At 42.8% G+C, this 16,672-nt stretch carries 13 protein-coding genes, 3 tRNA genes, 1 riboswitch and 1 other annotated feature; of the genes, 10 read left to right on the top strand and 6 right to left on the bottom strand.

The window, feature by feature from the left end; translation table 11 throughout:
- From FFM67_RS08530 to FFM67_RS08505, 6 genes are all read left to right on the top strand, one after another.
- A tRNA-Ile gene (locus FFM67_RS08530) sits at positions 1–74 on the top strand.
- Between the two features lie 11 nt (positions 75–85).
- Positions 86–173 (top strand) — tRNA-Ser (locus FFM67_RS08525).
- A 14-nt stretch (positions 174–187) separates the two neighbouring features.
- Positions 188–259 (top strand) — tRNA-Glu (locus tag FFM67_RS08520).
- A gap of 113 nt (positions 260–372) precedes the next feature.
- Positions 373–456: riboswitch (SMK box riboswitch) on the top strand.
- On the top strand, positions 454–1,644 hold the full coding sequence (gene metK, locus FFM67_RS08515; protein WP_137614150.1) for a methionine adenosyltransferase: 1,191 nt from the start codon (positions 454–456) through the stop codon (positions 1,642–1,644). Its footprint overlaps the riboswitch before it by 3 nt.
- Positions 1,645–1,754: 110 nt before the next feature.
- On the top strand, positions 1,755–3,236 hold the full coding sequence (locus FFM67_RS08510) for an MDR family MFS transporter (RefSeq protein WP_137614149.1): 1,482 nt from the start codon (positions 1,755–1,757) through the stop codon (positions 3,234–3,236).
- A gap of 15 nt (positions 3,237–3,251) precedes the next feature.
- Positions 3,252–4,034, top strand: a complete 783-nt coding sequence (locus tag FFM67_RS08505; RefSeq protein ID WP_137614148.1) for an alpha/beta hydrolase — start codon at positions 3,252–3,254, stop codon at positions 4,032–4,034.
- Between the two features lie 61 nt (positions 4,035–4,095).
- Here the strand turns inward: FFM67_RS08505 and FFM67_RS12270 are convergent, their stop codons facing one another.
- The 4 genes from FFM67_RS12270 to FFM67_RS08490 form a co-directional block, all read right to left on the bottom strand.
- Complete coding sequence (locus FFM67_RS12270) at positions 4,096–4,263, bottom strand: hypothetical protein (protein ID WP_170178015.1); 168 nt, start codon at positions 4,261–4,263, stop codon at positions 4,096–4,098.
- 140 nt (positions 4,264–4,403) lie between these two features.
- Positions 4,404–4,964, bottom strand: a complete 561-nt coding sequence (gene mnmM / locus FFM67_RS08500) for a tRNA 5-(aminomethyl)-2-thiouridylate-methyltransferase MnmM (protein WP_137614147.1) — start codon at positions 4,962–4,964, stop codon at positions 4,404–4,406.
- A complete protein-coding gene (gene mnmL / locus FFM67_RS08495; RefSeq protein WP_137614146.1) occupies positions 4,939–5,919 on the bottom strand; it encodes a tRNA modification radical SAM protein MnmL/YtqA in 981 nt (326 codons plus the stop codon). Before mnmL ends, mnmM begins: the two co-directional genes overlap by 26 nt.
- Positions 5,916–6,575: a phosphatase PAP2 family protein gene (locus tag FFM67_RS08490; RefSeq protein ID WP_137614145.1), complete on the bottom strand. Its 660-nt coding sequence runs from the start codon at positions 6,573–6,575 to the stop codon at positions 5,916–5,918. The genes mnmL and FFM67_RS08490 overlap by 4 nt, the downstream gene beginning before the upstream one ends.
- Positions 6,576–6,756: 181 nt before the next feature.
- Positions 6,757–6,946: a binding site (T-box leader), on the top strand.
- Between the two features lie 107 nt (positions 6,947–7,053).
- Between FFM67_RS08490 and leuS the strand changes: the two genes are divergently transcribed.
- On the top strand, positions 7,054–9,567 hold the full coding sequence (gene leuS / locus FFM67_RS08485) for a leucine--tRNA ligase (protein WP_137614144.1): 2,514 nt from the start codon (positions 7,054–7,056) through the stop codon (positions 9,565–9,567).
- 176 nt (positions 9,568–9,743) lie between these two features.
- On the opposite strand, the gene FFM67_RS08480 is transcribed toward leuS, so the two are convergent.
- A complete protein-coding gene (locus FFM67_RS08480) occupies positions 9,744–11,240 on the bottom strand; it encodes a UDP-N-acetylmuramoyl-L-alanyl-D-glutamate--L-lysine ligase (protein WP_137614143.1) in 1,497 nt (498 codons plus the stop codon).
- Between the two features lie 120 nt (positions 11,241–11,360).
- Here FFM67_RS08480 and FFM67_RS08475 point away from each other — a divergent pair, with 120 nt between their 5' ends.
- From FFM67_RS08475 to FFM67_RS08465, 3 genes are all read left to right on the top strand, one after another.
- Positions 11,361–12,998, top strand: a complete 1,638-nt coding sequence (locus tag FFM67_RS08475; protein WP_137614142.1) for a putative polysaccharide biosynthesis protein — start codon at positions 11,361–11,363, stop codon at positions 12,996–12,998.
- A gap of 409 nt (positions 12,999–13,407) precedes the next feature.
- Positions 13,408–14,016, top strand: a complete 609-nt coding sequence (gene apf / locus FFM67_RS08470; protein WP_137614141.1) for an aggregation-promoting factor — start codon at positions 13,408–13,410, stop codon at positions 14,014–14,016.
- Between the two features lie 454 nt (positions 14,017–14,470).
- Positions 14,471–15,604, top strand: coding sequence for a 5-methyltetrahydropteroyltriglutamate--homocysteine S-methyltransferase (locus tag FFM67_RS08465; protein ID WP_137614140.1), 1,134 nt, complete (start codon positions 14,471–14,473; stop codon positions 15,602–15,604).
- A gap of 88 nt (positions 15,605–15,692) precedes the next feature.
- Here FFM67_RS08465 and FFM67_RS08460 read toward each other — a convergent pair whose 3' ends face one another.
- Positions 15,693–16,544, bottom strand: coding sequence for an RluA family pseudouridine synthase (locus FFM67_RS08460; protein WP_137614139.1), 852 nt, complete (start codon positions 16,542–16,544; stop codon positions 15,693–15,695).
- Between the last annotated feature and the right edge of the window lie 128 nt (positions 16,545–16,672).

Here is a 16,672-nt window from a genome sequence, read left to right as displayed (position 1 = left end):
GGGCCTATAGCTCAGCTGGTTAGAGCGCACGCCTGATAAGCGTGAGGTCGATGGTTCGAGTCCATTTAGGCCCATTAAATTTTTTGGGGAAGTACTCAAGTGGCTGAAGAGGCGCCCCTGCTAAGGGTGTAGGTCGGGAAACCGGCGCGAGGGTTCAAATCCCTCCTTCTCCGTTCTTTATATTTCTGGCCCGTTGGTCAAGCGGTTAAGACACCGCCCTTTCACGGCGGTAACACGGGTTCGAGTCCCGTACGGGTCATACTGAGATGTTTTTTAACGTCTCTTTTTTTTGCGTTAAAATAGGCTTTTCATAAATTTTCAAGATAAATAGTGTATTTGTTAGTGACACATGCCTTTTTTCTGTTATAATCAGGTCGTTGCAAGTTCCCGATAGGCTCTGAAAAAGCTCAGAGATTCCTTGTAACCGAATAAAAATTAGGGGGAATATTTATAATGGAAGAACGTCGTTTATTTACATCAGAATCAGTTTCAGAAGGACATCCAGATAAAGTTGCTGACCAAATCAGTGATGCGATCTTAGATGCGATTTTAGAAAAGGATCCGAAAGCCCGAGTTGCATGTGAGACATCTGTGACAACAGGACTTGTTTTAGTTTTTGGAGAAATTTCTACGAAAGCTTATGTAGATATCCAAAAAGTTGTGCGTGAGACGATCAAACGGATTGGCTACACAGAATCTAAATTTGGTTTTGATGGAGACAATGTTGCTGTCTTAGTAGCAATCGATGAACAATCACCAGATATTGCACAAGGTGTGGATGATGCCTTGGAAACACGGGGAAAAGAAGAATTATTGGATGATATCGGTGCTGGAGACCAAGGCTTGATGTTTGGGTTTGCAGTGAATGAGACACCGGAATTGATGCCTTTACCTATTTCATTGAGTCATCATTTGGTGAAACGTTTAGCTGATTTGCGTAAATCTGGGGAAGTAGCTTACTTTGGACCGGATGCAAAATCTCAAGTTACGGTTGAATATGATGAACTAGGCAAACCTCAACGGGTGGATACAGTTGTCATCAGTACTCAGCATAATGATCAAGTAGATAATGAAACAATCCAAAAAGATGTTATGGAAAAAGTGATCAAACATGAAATTCCAGCAGAATTATTGGATGAAGAAACAAAATATTTTATTAATCCAACGGGGCGCTTTGTGATTGGTGGACCTCAAGGGGATGCTGGATTAACAGGTCGTAAAATTATTGTTGATACGTATGGTGGCTATTCACGTCATGGTGGAGGTGCTTTCTCTGGAAAGGACGCAACGAAAGTTGACCGTTCGGCTTCTTATGCAGCGCGCTATATTGCTAAAAATATTGTAGCTGCTGAATTGGCAGAAAAAGTGGAAGTACAACTAGCTTATGCGATTGGTGTTGCTCAGCCAGTTTCTATTTCAGTCAATACTTTTGGAACGGCAAATGTTTCTGAAGCAGATTTGATTGCTGCAATTCGTGAAAACTTTGATCTACGTCCAGCAGGCATTATCGAAATGCTTGACCTATTGCGTCCAATTTACAGTGATACAGCTGCTTACGGACATTTTGGTCGAACAGATGTTGATTTACCTTGGGAGCATACAGATAAAATCGCTGCGCTAAAAAATAGCTTGAATATCGGATAAATCGTACAGACATATATGTTTATGGAGTTCACGAGGCGGTTTCTATTGATCATGGATCGATAGAACGGCCTCTTTCTTTATTTTAAAATCAGATAAATTTGGAGGAAAGAATGAATAGAAAAACAAATGTTAAGGTTGTGACGGTGGGGATTTTTATCGCAACGTTCATGTCGGCAATCGAAGGGACGATCGTGACCACGGCAATGCCAACAATTGTAGGCAGTTTGCATGGCATTGAAATTATGAATTGGGTATTTTCGATTTATTTATTAACGAATGCAATGATTACGCCGATCTATGGCAAGTTGGCAGATAAAATCGGACGGAAGCCGATTTTTATTGTAGGTATCTCATTGTTTGTTTTAGGATCGGCGTTGTGCGGTTTGTCAGACGAGATGCTGACATTGATTATTTCGCGAGGAATCCAAGGCGTGGGTGCGGGGGCAATTATGCCGGTTTCATTGACCATTATTGCGGATCTTTATGATATTGAAAAGCGAGCGAAGGTATTGGGTTTAACCAGTGCAGCATGGGGGATTGCTAGTGTCTTTGGTCCACTGGCAGGTGGTTTGATCGTGGATACAGTTGGTTGGCATTGGATTTTTATTATCAATGTACCAATTGGTTTGGGGTTAATTGCTTTATTACAGTACTTCTATGTTGAAGAGAAAAAGATTCGTCAGGCTAAGAAGATGGATATTTTCGGGAGTTTGTTTTTGATGCTGACTTTAGTCAGTTTGTTGTTAGGCTTTCAATTGTTAGGTGATGAAGGAATTTCATTGGCAGTAATGGCGCTATTTGCTGTTAGTATTGTTTCACTGATTTTATTTGTCCGAACGGAACGACGAGTGGAGGACCCAGTAATTAATTTGCAATTATTCAATAATCCGACTTTTGCCAGTGTGAATGTAGTAGCGGCTTTAATCAGCGGGTTTCTAATGAGCTTAGACGTGTATATTCCAATGTGGATGCAGGGTGTGTTAGGAAAACCAGCGGGGTTGGGTGGTTTGGTGTTGGCACCAATGTCGTTGGTCTGGATGTATGGCTCTTTTTTATCTGGCCAGTTGCTATCTAAGTATTCGGCGAAGCGGATCATTGTGATCGGACTGCTGATTATTCTATTAGGCGGTGGGACGTTAGTGGCATTGCCGCAGCAAAGTCCCTTCTGGCTTTTCTTTATTATTACCGGCGTTTTAGGTGTAGGCTTTGGCTTAGCGGTTACGACAACCACGGTAGAAGCCCAAGCCAGTGTCCCAAAGGAAGAAGTTGGTGTCGCTACTTCTTTCAATATGTTGTCTCGCACGATTGGACAAACAGTCATGGTTTCACTTTTCGGAATCATTCTGAACATAGCCAACGATCAGCAGCTAGCACGTGCCGAAATTCATGACCAAGATATTATGAATCGACTAATCAATCCTCAAACAGCGCTGCAAATTGAAGCGGGGCTAAGAACGGAATTACGACAAATTCTTTTTAATAGTCTTCACTGGATTTATGTAGCGGGACTGCTGCTAATTATTTTTGCTTTGATTTTTAGTTTTATGGTAGGGAAGCAATCAAAGCGTGTTAAACTAAACGGACAGGAATAGAATAGGAGGATTTTGATGGCCTTTTTACAAGTCAATGTGTATTCAAATGTTTTACAAATGGAAGTGGCGATGAATGTTATTTTGCCACAAACAACTCATAAAAATATCGGAACTGAAACGGTCGGAGTGACAGAGGATGTACCGGTGATGTATTTGCTTCATGGAATGGGCGGCAATCATAGCGTCTGGGAACGTCGAACATCGATCGAACGTTACGTAGCGGAGTATCAGATGGCGGTGATAATGCCGTCGACTGACCTAGGCTTTTATACAGATACCACCTATGACATGAATTATTGGACGTTTGTTTCAGAGGAATTGCCAACGATCGTTCATGAATTATTTCCACAAATCACGAACAAGCGGGAAAAAACCTTTGCGGCTGGACTGTCGATGGGCGGCTATGGTGCATTGAAGCTTGGTTTAGCAAAACCGGAGCATTTTGCGGCGGTGGCGTCTTTATCCGGGGCAGTAATTTTAGCCGATAGAAAGAGTTTACTACTCGTACGGAATGAAGCATATTGGCAGGGAGTTTTTGGTCCCTTAGATCAAATCCAGGGTTCAGTCAACGATCCCTTGAGATTGTTAGATGAGTTAGTCGCAAGTGGGCAAGAAGCCCCCCGCTTTTTCTTAGCCTGTGGCACCGAAGATGACTTGTATCCAGCTAGTCAATATATGGCTCATAAACTGGAGCAAAAAAATCTGACGGTGACGTTTGAAGAGGGACCAGGAAAACATGATTGGGTTTTCTGGGATGCTTGGATCCAACGTGTTTTGGCTTGGTTTAATGAACAATAGTAAAAAGGTCAAAGAAATCTGATAGTTGGATTTCTTTGACCTTTTTATGATTTATCTAGACTCAATCTTTACGGATTTTTGAGACATGTTTGCTACGGCCACCAATTTTTTCGGCGAATTGATCGGACTCTTGTTTACTTGTGAATACGAGCAGTTTTCCAGGGTCTTTTTCACGGGTCCGCTGACCTTCTTTACCAATGTAACCATGTAGGACTTTGACAACATACATAAGATCACCTGCTTTTTTAAGTTAGCTTATAGTATACGGATGTCTGAAGGGAAAGCAATTCTTTTGCCTACATGGGCTACTGAATAAAAAACGTCGATTCTCATTTACTAGAATGATGATCGACGTTTTTTTTGAGCATTTTATACGCGGGCTTCGACGCATAATAAAATGGGTGGGTTGTTTTTTTGATTGATGAATTGATAATTCAAGACGCTGTATTTTTCTTGCGGCAGGTTTTGGCAATAGTCGAGAACTTCGTGCTTCTCGTCTTCACCGCCGGCATGACCATAATAAATCACTACGATCATGCGTCCGCCAACAACCAACCGCTTCAAAATGGCATCCATTGCTTGCTTGGTTGTTTCGGGCAAGGTGATGATCTGTTTATCCCCCTTTGGTAAATAGCCAAGATTAAAGATGGCGCCTTTGATCGGTTGCTCTGCTGGAATGTTTTCTTCGATGGTTTCATGTCCAGCCAGATAAAGGGTCGTCTGATCGATGGCTGGACCTAATTTTTCCCGTGTATTCTTTAAGGCTTGTGCCTGAATATCAAAGCCGTAGACGTGACCCGTTACTCCAACGAGCTCTGCTAAAAAGAGCGTATCGTTGCCATTACCTATCGTGGCATCAATGACATGATCGCCGGCTGTGATAATTTCTTTTAATAATTGATGACTAAAGCGTAAGGCTGTTAGTAGCATGCGTGAATTCACCTCGTAACGCAAATTTTCCTTGATAAGAGTCGCGGCGAATCAATTCTTGGTCGATCGCGTTTAAGACTTCCCATTTTTTGAGACTCCACATTGGACCAACTAAAGAATCCCATGGGGCATCGCCAGTTAAGCGATGAATAATGATGTCTTGCGGGATCATTTCTAATTGATCACAGATCACCGAGACGTAATCGTCTTTACTCATGAGCTGCAGCCGACCTTCGGCATAATCCCGCAGCATCTTTGTGTTGCGCATCAAATGAAGCAAATGTAGTTTGATTCCTTGAACATCGGAATCTAAAATCGTCCGCCGAACATTTTCCCGCATCATTTCTAATGATTCCCCAGGCAAACCATTGATTAAATGAGTGCAAACATTGATATTGTGTTTCCGCAAGCGAGCTACCGCATCCACATAGGTAGGATAGTCGTGGGCACGATTAATCCGATCACTGGTTTTTTCATAAGTCGTTTGCAAGCCAAGCTCGACCCATAAGTATAAGCGCTGATTTAATTCGGCCAAATAGTCTACGACTTCCGGTGGCAGACAATCTGGTCGAGTGCCGACAGACAAACCAACGACACCAGGAAGGTTCACGACTTGCTCGAAGCGTTCACGAATCACCTCAACAGGTGCATGGGTATTGGTGAAATTTTGAAAATAGACGATGTATTGATCGACGTGAGGCCACTTTTGGTGCATCATGTCGATTTCTTTATGAAATTGCTGCGGTAGCGGATCACTTGGAGCCACGATCATATCGCCGGAACCAGAGACACTGCAAAAGGTGCAGCCGCCGTGTGCGACGGTCCCGTCACGGTTGGGGCAATCAAAGCCGCCGTCCACCGGTACTTTAAAAATTTTCCCGCCGAATTCTTGCCGCAGTGCATAATTCCATGAATGGTAGCGTTTGTTGTCATCGTCACTATAAATAAAGGTCATTTTTTTCTCCTAATCGTTTGCAAATCGTAAACTAATTTTTTTTCTTTGTAATAAGGGTAGGTAAATAAGAGCCAGCTGCTGCCAAATAAGAAGCCGGCTAGCACATCGCTGGGATAATGGACGCCGAGATAGATCCGGCTGATGATAATACTGAAGATCAATAGGCCAAGAAGGAGCTGGGCCATCAAGCGAGAAACTTTTTCTTTAAAAAATAGACCCGCCACAAAAATCAAGGTGCCGTACAACAAGGTACTGGCAGTTGAATGGCCGCTAGGAAAGCTAAAGCTGTGTTCTGTCACTAAATGGGGCAGGATCGTCGGTCGCGGGCGGTGAAAGAATAATTTTAAGGAATGGTTGCCTATCCCGCTGATTAAGGCCATGCTCAAGGCCAACCACAATGCCGTGATCTTTTGCTGATTGAAATAGAACAAAGCAACAAATACGATGGATAGAATCACCACCGTAATCGGATTGGCGAATTTTGTTACCCACAGAAAGTAGCCGTTCATTTGTGGGGACAACCCGTGAACAGCGTGAATGATCCCGCGGTCAAAGCCTCTTAGCGTCTCTGGGTAAAAACGAAGGATATAGCACAAGGCCGCAAAAAATAGCAAGGTAAAACTGCCGGTTAATTGGTAGGTGGATTTATTTTTCATACAGTTAGTTGGTTCAACCTCTCTTGAAATGAAAATTTATTTTTGACTCACAAAATCTGCGAGTCGAACTGGGAACTATTATAACATGATTCCTAGTGGGGACAATTTTTTTTGCGGGCTTCTTAAGGCGAATTCAATTGAATAATATTTTGGAATCTGCTAAGATAAAACTACTTTGAATATTATTGCTTGGAAGAGGAGTAGTAGAAGCGAACGCATTTCAGAGAGCGCACGGGGCTGAGAGTGTGCATGCGGACATTCGAACTTACCTTGGAGCATGATCGATTGATCCGGCTAGAGACCGTTAGCTCTTTAGAGGTCTGTCATCGACAGATAAAAATAGGTGGTACCACGTTGATAACGTCCTATGAAAGTTCTTTTTGAGCTTTCGTAGGGCGTCTTATTTTTATTCAATGGTGGGCTGATTTCACCGAATGATTCATGTATACAAATAAGTTCATATATTAGGAGGCGCAACATGAGTTACGAGCACAAAGCGATTGAAAAAAAATGGCAAAAGTATTGGGCGAAGCACAATGTGTTTAATACCCAAGATGATCCTGAAAAACCAAAATTTTATGCCTTAGATATGTTTCCTTATCCGTCTGGTCAAGGCTTACACGTAGGACATCCAGAAGGGTATACAGCGACAGACGTGATTGCACGCTTGAAACGAGCACAAGGCTATAATGTGCTGCATCCAATGGGGTGGGATGCTTTTGGTTTGCCGGCGGAGCAATATGCGCTAGATACAGGCAATGACCCAGCGGAATTTACGAAGAAAAATATCGAGACTTTCAAGCGTCAAATCAATTCACTTGGTTTTAGCTATGACTGGAATCGTGAAATCAACACAACGGACCCTGAGTATTATAAATGGACGCAATGGATCTTCGAACAAATGTATGAAAAGGGCTTAGCTTATGAAGCAGAAGTTCCGGTTAACTGGGTACCTGAATTAGGCACCGTTATTTCTAATGAAGAAGTGATCGATGGCAAGAGCGAACGGGGCGGCTATGATGTCATCCGCAAACCGATGCGTCAATGGATGTTGAAGATCACAGCGTATGCAGATCGTTTGCTAGATGACTTAGACGCGTTAGATTGGCCGGAAAGTATCAAAGATATGCAACGAAACTGGATTGGTCGTTCGATCGGTGCGAATGTGTCTTTTGCGATTGCAGATAGCGAAGAAAGCTTCACCGTCTTTACGACTCGTCCGGATACCTTGTTTGGTGCGACTTATGCCGTCTTGGCACCAGAATTAGACTTGGTTCAAAAAATCACAACGCCTGAACAAAAAGCAGCGGTGGATGCTTACATCGATGAAGCATCGAAAAAATCAGAATTGAATCGGACGGATTTAGCCAAAGAAAAAACCGGTGTTTTCACTGGTGCGTATGCGATCAATCCAGTCAACGGCGAAAAAATGCCGATCTGGATCGGGGATTATGTCTTGGCTTCTTATGGAACCGGCGCGATCATGGCGGTTCCCGCCCATGACGAGCGGGACTATGAATTCGCGAAAACCTTTGGCCTACCAATCGTGCCTGTGTTAGAAGGCGGCGACGTAGACAAAGAAGCCTTTACTGGCGATGGCCTGCACATCAATTCTGAATTCTTAGACGGCTTAAATAAACAAGAGGCGATCGATCAAATGGTCGCTTGGTTAGAAGAACACGAATGTGGTAAAAAAGAAATCAGCTACCGTTTGCGTGACTGGTTGTTCTCTCGTCAACGTTATTGGGGCGAACCGATCCCTGTGATCCATTGGGAAGACGGAACGACCGGCTTAGTACCGGATTACGAATTGCCGTTGGAACTGCCAAAAACCACAGACATCAAGCCAAGTGGTACCGGGGAATCACCGTTAGCAAATATCGATGAATGGGTTAACGTGATTGATCCAATCACCGGGAAAAAAGGGCGCCGTGAAACCAATACGATGCCGCAATGGGCCGGTAGCTCATGGTATTACTTGCGCTTCATCGATCCTCATAATAAGGAAGCTTTAGCAGATTACGAAAAACTAGAACGCTGGATGCCAGTCGATCTTTATATCGGTGGAGCAGAACATGCGGTGCTGCATTTATTGTATGTGCGCTTCTGGCATAAATTCTTGTATGACATCGGTGTAGTACCAACGAATGAACCATTCCAAAAATTATACAACCAAGGCATGATCTTAGGACAAAGCTTCCGTGACAGCCGTGGTGCGTTAGTCCCAACCAATAAAGTCGAAAAACGTGATGGCAAATGGTTTAGCGTTGAAACTGGAGAAGAGTTAGAAGAAGCACCAGCGAAGATGAGTAAATCATTGAAGAATGTCGTGAACCCGGATGATGTTGTAGAAAAATATGGTGCGGATACATTGCGGATGTATGAAATGTTCATGGGCCCATTAGATGCTTCGATTCCTTGGAGCGAAAATGGCTTAGAAGGCTCACGTAAATTCTTGGATCGGGTATGGCGTTTGATCGTCGATGAAAATGGTAAAATGCGTGATCATATTACCACCTTAAATGATGGTTCATTAACGAAAGTCTACAATCAAACGGTTAAAAAAGTTACTGAAGATATGGAACACTTGCACTTGAATACCGCAATCTCTCAGTTGATGGTCTTTGTGAACGATGCGTATAAAGCTGAAGCGTTAACGTATGAATATGTGGAAGGCTTCGTCCAATTACTAGCACCGATTGCCCCACATATCGCAGAAGAATTGTGGGCGATCCTAGGAAACGAAGGTGGCATTTCTCATGTGGCTTGGCCAACCTATGACGAAGAAGCTTTGATTGAAAATGAGATTGAAGTGATCCTGCAAGTCAACGGAAAAGTTCGTTCAAAAGCGATGGTAGCTGTCGATCTAGCCAAAGATGAATTAGAAAAACTGGCGATGGCGGATGAACATATCCAGCGCAACCTCGAAGGCAAAACGATTCGTAAAGTGATCGTAGTACCGAATAAATTAGTCAATATCGTAGCCAATTAAAGAATTAGAGCGTCGCAAATTTTCTTGCGACGCTCTTTTTATCGAAAAAAATACAAAGTGCTGACCAAATTATTTATGGAAAGTAAGAGGCGTAGAAAAGCAGCGAAACGGGTCGCAAGAAAGCGGGAGTCATCAGTCAAAACATCGTGATAAAATTAAAGACTAGCGGGTGTCCGCTAGTCTTTAATAAACGCTTCTGCTAAATGATAGTCTCCTTCATAAGGAAGACTTTCACCATTGATAGTCATATAGTTGTCAGTCCCTTTGCCAGCTAGAATGATCGCGTCATTGGGACCGGCTTGTTTAATAGCTTCTTCAATAACTGTTTTACGATCAGCCTCAAAGCGAGCGGTCACATGTGGGTTGTTAATGGCTTGCCGAATTTCTTCAGCGATTTTTTCAGGCGCTTCGAAATTTGGATCGTCGCTAGTCAAAAGTGCCACGTCAGCATATTCACCGATAGCTTGACCTAGACCTGCGCGACGGGATTCGGCTTTATTGCCAGTCGAACCAGTAATTACGACGATTTCGCCGTTTGGATGTTGTTCCTTGGCGAAGGCCAACAGCGATTTCATACTTAAATAATTATGGGCGTAATCAACATAGATATGAGCGCCGTTAGGTTTTAACAAAAGATTCATACGGCCAGGAACCAAGGCTTTAGCCAAGCCCTGACGTCCCGCTTGTTGATCCGCCCCGACTAAGGCACCGGCGATCAAGGCGGCAGCGGCATTTTCTTTGTTGAAATCGCCGGCTAATAAAATGTCATAATCACCGTTTAATTGGAAGCGATCATTTTTACTAGTTAAAGCAAAGGCCAACGGATGTTCCAAGGGCTGAACATGGTAATCCGCTTCTTCGTTGCCGTAAGTAATTACTGGCAGCGATTGTTTTGCTGCAAGTTCTTGTAATAAATCAAAATGATCGATCTCATTTTGCAAAATGACTTGCCGTGAATTAGCGACTAATTGGCGTTTACAGTAGAAATAATCTTCAAAGGTCGGGTGTTCGATAGGACCAATATGATCCGGTGAGATATTTAAAAAGATTCCGACATCAAAGGTCAGTCCATAGACCCGTGCCACTTTATAGGCTTGGGAAGAGACTTCCATGACTAAGTGGGTCATGCCGTTTTCCACCGCTTCGGCCATCATGCGATACAAGTCTAGTGATTCTGGTGTGGTTAATTGTGATTTGAAAAAAGTCACGCCATCCAAGGTTGTATTCAAGGTAGATAAAAGAGCGGTCTTTTTATTGGTCGCAAGGTCTAAGATTTGTTTCGTGAAATAGGCCACCGTTGTTTTGCCTTTGGTACCGGTGATACCAATCAGTTGTAATTTTTTTTGTGGGTAATCGTAAAAGGCCATACTTAGGACAGCCAAAGCTTTGCGAATGTCTGTTACAATGATCGCTAAGTCTGCCGGTACTTCGTAAGGCTGTTCGGCGATATAACAAGTCAGACCCGCACTGAGTGCCTGTTCAAGATAGCTTTGTTGGAAGTTATTGCCTTTGCAAAAAAATAAAGTGTCTGGATCGACTGCTCGTGAGTCGTAGGAAATAGCTGCAAAGTTTTTTTCTAAGGGAGCCGCCAACGTCCACTTTGTCGGCGTGATGAACTCGCGTAATAAATGTTCTTCTTCAAGGATCTGTTGAATTTGGGTAAGTGTCAGCATGTTGAGACCTCCATAATAATAGTCTAGGCTATTATAGCATAGCTGGGAACAGAAAAAGCAAAGAGTGATTGTCATGAGAACGATTTCGTTTTACTATAGAGGAATGAATAGGAGGAGACCATGAAGAAGATACAACCGAGTGATCTAAGCTACCAAGAAAAAATGATCCAAGGCTCCGCCTGGCTTTCGGTAGGAAGTATTTTTTCCCGCTTGATCGGCGCAATCTATATTATTCCGTGGTACGCCTGGATGGGAGAAAATGCCCGTGCGGCGAATGGCTTATTTAATATGGGCTATACCTTTTATGCCTTATTTATGATGATCTCCACGGCGGGGTTGCCTGGAGCGATCGCTAAACAAGTCGCCCGTTACAATTCTCTAGGAGAATACCGCACGAGCCGCCGCTTATTGATTAAGGCATTGCAGGTCACGGCGATCTTAGGCATCATTTTTGGCGGGGGAATGTTTTTTTCTGCACCATTGTTGGCGCAAGTATCTGGGGGTGGCCAAGCCTTGATCCCAGTGATCCAGTCTTTGAGTATCGCGGTGATTGCTTTTCCTTGTATGAGCGTCTTGCGCGGCTATTTTCAAGGTCAGCAGGACATGCGTCCATCAGCAATCTCGCAAGTCATAGAGCAGGTTGTTCGCGTTGTTTATATGCTGTTGAGTGTCTTTATCATTATGAAGGTGCTAGATGGCGATTATCTAAATGCAGTGATTCAATCGACCTTTGCAGCAGCGGTGGGAATGATTGGGGCTTATGGCGTTTTGCTGTTTTATTGGTTCAAGGATAAGGAACGCAGTGATCTGCAGCTGAATTATAGCTTGAATAAGGTAACCATTGACACGAAAAAATTATTGCTGGAAACGGTGCGGCAAGCGATTCCTTTTATTTTATTGGGGGGCGGGATCACTTTTTATAAATTGATTGATCAAGTGACCTTTATCCATACGATGGATGCCAACACGAATTACAGTCACAAACAATTAGTTGATCTCTATGCCTTATTTAGTGCGAATCCAGATAAATTGACAATGGTGGTAGTCGCGTTAGGCACTTCTTTGGCATTGACTAGCTTACCGATGCTGACCGAATTATTTACTCAGCGAAGACGACCGGAGCTAGCGAAGCTTGTGAATACCACTATTCAATTATTTGCCTTTATCATGTTGCCGGCCATCACAGGCATGATCTTGTTGGCCTATCCATTAAATACCGTCTTTTATTCCGCGGATGTTTTAGGAAGTAAAATCTTAGTCGTTGCTTGTATTACTGGCTTGATTTCAGCATTGTTTATGATGTTATCGACAACACTTCAAGGTATCTCACATAGTCGTATCGCTGTACGTTATTGGTTGGCTGGTTTATTGCTAAAAGTGGTGATCCAAGTGCCGTTGATCCAGCTTTTTGAGGTTTATGGTCCCTTGTTGGCGACGGCTATCAGTCTAAGTCTGACCTGCGGATTGTCCCTTTGGAAGCTTCAAAAAGTCGTGCGGGCCAATTATCATTTAGCCTTTCGTCGTTGTGTCTTAATACTGATTTTGACAGTATTGATGCTGATCGTCGCGTTCATTGTACGGCAAGTCAGTTATTTAGTTTTAGACCCTGCATTGCGAGGACAAGCTTTGATTACATGTTTATTGACGGCTGGAGTAGGCGGCTGGGTGTATTTCTATTTGTCGCTGAAGATTCGTTTAGTCGATAAATTGGTTGGACCACAAGGAAGAAAATGGCGCCATCGATTAAGAATAAAATAAGGCATACTTCTGCTTACTGCGGTGAGTGGAAGTATTTTTTTGTTATAAAGTCTTATTGAAATGTAAATACCCCAAAAATAGTTGCAAAATAATTCAAAAAAAACAGTGCCGGTTTCTCCAGTTTCATTACAAAAAGATGTCAATGTTGCTGGGAATAATTTTTGTAATATAAGGGTAAAACAGTTGTAAACGCTATAAACCGCTTGTGTATAAGCTGTTTATGGCCAATTGATAAAAACACTATATTTCAAAGTGACACACGAAGAGAAGTTTTGTTACATTGTTTCATCTTATTGTAATGAATTGTCACAATAATATTACCCATGAAATACAAAAGGATGATAAAGTAGCTCTCGTAGTCAATAAGACAGAAGAAAAAGACAAGATGAAAATCGGAGGAAGTTATATAATGAAATTAGGGAAAACAGTTCTTTTTAGTACAGTATTAGCAGCAGGTGCAGGGTTAGCGATGGGAGCTACAGATGCACATGCTTCAGAAACGTATACTGTTCAATCAGGCGATACGCTATCAAAAATCTCTCACAAGTTTGCTGGGAATGATAGCTTAGTGAATGCTATTGCTAAAGCAAATAAAATTTCTAACGTAAACATGATCTTTGCAGGTCAAGAATTGACCGTCAATGGTGATGCAAAAGCTGATGCAGCCCCTGCTCAAGAAACAAAAGCAGCAGCTCCAGTTCAAGCAGCAGCACCCGTTCAAGAAACACAAGCGGCTCCTGTACAACAAACACAAGTTGCAGCACCTGTCCAAGAAGCACAAGCAGCGCCAGCAGGAAATTCTTCTTCAGCAAAAGAATGGATTGCACAACGTGAATCAGGCGGCTCTTACTCAGCAACAAACGGCCAATACATCGGACGTTACCAATTATCAGCGTCATACTTAAATGGTGACTACTCTGAAGCAAACCAAGATCGTGTAGCGGAACAATATGTAACTTCTCGTTATGGTTCATGGGAAGGCGCACAATCTTTCTGGCAAGCAAACGGCTGGTACTAAGATAAAAATAAGTTGAACATCCAAGTCTTTGTGACTTGGGTGTTTTTTTGTGTAAAAAAACAAATAGAATTTTTTTGTGAAAACACTTGACAATCCCTTCTTAAAGTGTGAATATAATGAGCAAATAATGAAGCGTTGAAGAGAAGAGTAATTGATAGGTTCGTGAGTACAGAGACCTCGGAAGGTGAGAACGAGGATTGCGAATGTCAATGAAGATGAGCTCTGAGCATTTTGTTCCGTTCACGCGGAGCAAACGGGAAGCGACCGATACATCGCCGGGTATCAACAGGTACCGTTGAGGCATTATCCGTGAGGAAAATGTAAACAAGGGTGGTATCACGAAAACATTCGTCCCTTTATTTGTTGCAGTAGCAATAGGTAAAGGGATGGATGTTTTTTTTATTGTTCAGAGTTTGTTCTTCGATGCAAAAAAAGAAAACTGGAGGAATTTTTTATGACTAAACGTACAACATCACCCTTTCGCTTTGACATTGTAGGTAGTTTTTTACGACCAGAAGAATTAAAGACAGCACGGGCATCGTTTGAAGCTGGAAAACTGACTCAGGAAGCGTTGACGAAAATTGAAGATGCAGCAATTATTAATCTCATTCATAAGCAAGAGGCAGTTGGATTAAAAGCAGTTACAGATGGGGAGTTTCGCCGTAGTTGGTGGCATTTGGATTTCTTTTGGGGGCTACAAGGGATTGCATTTTTTATTCCTGAGCATGGCTATTTTTTCCATGGAGAGGAAACTCGGCCGGGTACCGTCATTGTTACAGATAAAATTTCGGGGGAGCATCATCCGTTTGTTGACCATTTCAAATTTACAAGGGCTCATACCAGTGAAGGAATCGAAGTTAAGCAAACCATTCCTGCTCCAGCCCAAATTTTGGTTGAATTACTCCGGCCAGATGTGCTTCCCAAAGTTCGCCAAGTCTACCCTGACAATGAGGGCTTGATTGCAGACATTGTTAAAGCGTATCGTCAAGTAATCGCTGATTTGTATGCTGCCGGCGCCCGGACGATTCAATTGGATGATTGTACCTGGGGTGTCTTAGTCGCACCGTTGCCGGCAGGTTTTATTTCAGAGGATGAGAAGCCAGAAAAAGTGGTTCGCCAAGAATTGGCTCAGCTATATCTGGAAATTAACAATGCGGTTTTAGTGGATCAGCCGGAAGACTTAATATTGAATACGCATGTTTGTCGGGGAAATTATCATTCGACGTGGGCAGCTAGTGGCGGATATGAAGATGTGGCGGAACCTTTATTCACTGATGAAAAGGTCAATGCCTACTATCTAGAATACGATACTGAACGCTCTGGCGGATTTGAGCCATTAGCAAAGGTTTCGGGAGATAAAAAAGTTGTTTTAGGCTTAATCACTTCAAAGGAAGGTGCTTTGGAGTCACCAGAGCAGATCATTGCTCGTATCTATGAAGCAGCACAATACCTTCCGTTGGATCGGTTATGTTTAAGCCCGCAATGTGGTTTTGCTTCAACGGAAGAAGGAAACATTTTAACAGAAGAGCAGCAATGGGAAAAAATTGCATTGATTAAAGAAATTGCCGAAAAAGTTTGGGAAGAGTAATTAAGAAAAGTTTGGAACATCGTTTTATATAGAAAACAAGGAGGCATGACTGAATTCAGTCATGCCTCCTTGTTCATTAACATCGCAATCACCAAAGTCCTGGTAACGCTTGAACCGAAATTTTTTGATTGGTGAAAGGATGAATTAAATGCAACTCATAGGCATGGAGCATCAAGCGTCCATGGGGGTTCTTACTGTAAAGTGGATCACCAACTAAGGGATGTCCGAGACTGGCGAGATGGACCCGGATCTGATGAGTTCTACCTGTGTCTAACTGACAATAAATGGCAGTTTGGTTGTTTAATTGGTGAGCGACGGTTACATGGGTCACCGCCGCTTTTCCGCCTTTTGGATCAATCCGACGCTTCCGTCGATCGTGGCGGTCGCGTCCGATTTTTTGATTGATGGTCTGATCGTTTGTGAGAACGCCGTGAACGATTGCTTGGTAACGACGATAAATTTTTTTCTGTTCTAATAAGCGTCCTAAGATTGGAAGAACAAACGGATTTTTAGCGAATAAAATGGCACCGCTAGTTTCTTTGTCTAAACGATGAACGACATGGGGCTGCGTGTTTGGCGCCAAATAAGCTGCCAAGTGATTTAGCACAGTATCTGTTTCGTTAGGTTGATTCGGATGAGTCTTCATACCGGCGGGTTTATTGACGATGATTAAGTGCTCGTCTTCATAAAGCACATGGATTTTTTTCTGATTCCCTAAGTGGATGTGTCGTTCAGGATAATCACTTGCTTCCACAGTGATACCGATGATATCGCCAGGATGGACCGGCATTTGAAAATGACACAGTTCGCCATTGACAGTGATTCCTTTGCGCGTCCGAATAAAATGGCGAACTTTTCTAGGTACCAACCATTCATTTTCTAATAGGTCTTTGACGGTCATTTCAGGAAAATCATCAGGCAGAGTCATGGTAAAATTCATTAGGCTACTCCTTATGTAAAATGTCATTGGACTTATTGTATCACTTTTAACGGATATTTAAGAAAAAAGACAGTAATTCCTTGAGGTGTCATGCTAAAATAGCTCCATGTGTGTATCGGTCTCAAGCC

This window comes from Enterococcus viikkiensis, assembly GCF_005405345.1.
GTDB lineage: Bacteria > Bacillota > Bacilli > Lactobacillales > Enterococcaceae > Enterococcus_A > Enterococcus_A viikkiensis.
This window is presented reverse-complemented; position numbering and strand designations above follow the sequence as displayed.

Coding starts and splice junctions, on each gene's coding strand:
- metK (WP_137614150.1), top strand. CDS start 454: ATGGAAGAACGTCGTTTATTTACATCAGAATCAGTTTCAGAAGGACAT.
- FFM67_RS08510 (WP_137614149.1), top strand. CDS start 1,755: ATGAATAGAAAAACAAATGTTAAGGTTGTGACGGTGGGGATTTTTATC.
- FFM67_RS08505 (WP_137614148.1), top strand. CDS start 3,252: ATGGCCTTTTTACAAGTCAATGTGTATTCAAATGTTTTACAAATGGAA.
- FFM67_RS12270 (WP_170178015.1), bottom strand. CDS start 4,263: ATGTATGTTGTCAAAGTCCTACATGGTTACATTGGTAAAGAAGGTCAG.
- mnmM (WP_137614147.1), bottom strand. CDS start 4,964: ATGCTACTAACAGCCTTACGCTTTAGTCATCAATTATTAAAAGAAATT.
- mnmL (WP_137614146.1), bottom strand. CDS start 5,919: ATGACCTTTATTTATAGTGACGATGACAACAAACGCTACCATTCATGG.
- FFM67_RS08490 (WP_137614145.1), bottom strand. CDS start 6,575: ATGAAAAATAAATCCACCTACCAATTAACCGGCAGTTTTACCTTGCTA.
- leuS (WP_137614144.1), top strand. CDS start 7,054: ATGAGTTACGAGCACAAAGCGATTGAAAAAAAATGGCAAAAGTATTGG.
- FFM67_RS08480 (WP_137614143.1), bottom strand. CDS start 11,240: ATGCTGACACTTACCCAAATTCAACAGATCCTTGAAGAAGAACATTTA.
- FFM67_RS08475 (WP_137614142.1), top strand. CDS start 11,361: ATGAAGAAGATACAACCGAGTGATCTAAGCTACCAAGAAAAAATGATC.
- apf (WP_137614141.1), top strand. CDS start 13,408: ATGAAATTAGGGAAAACAGTTCTTTTTAGTACAGTATTAGCAGCAGGT.
- FFM67_RS08465 (WP_137614140.1), top strand. CDS start 14,471: ATGACTAAACGTACAACATCACCCTTTCGCTTTGACATTGTAGGTAGT.
- FFM67_RS08460 (WP_137614139.1), bottom strand. CDS start 16,544: ATGAATTTTACCATGACTCTGCCTGATGATTTTCCTGAAATGACCGTC.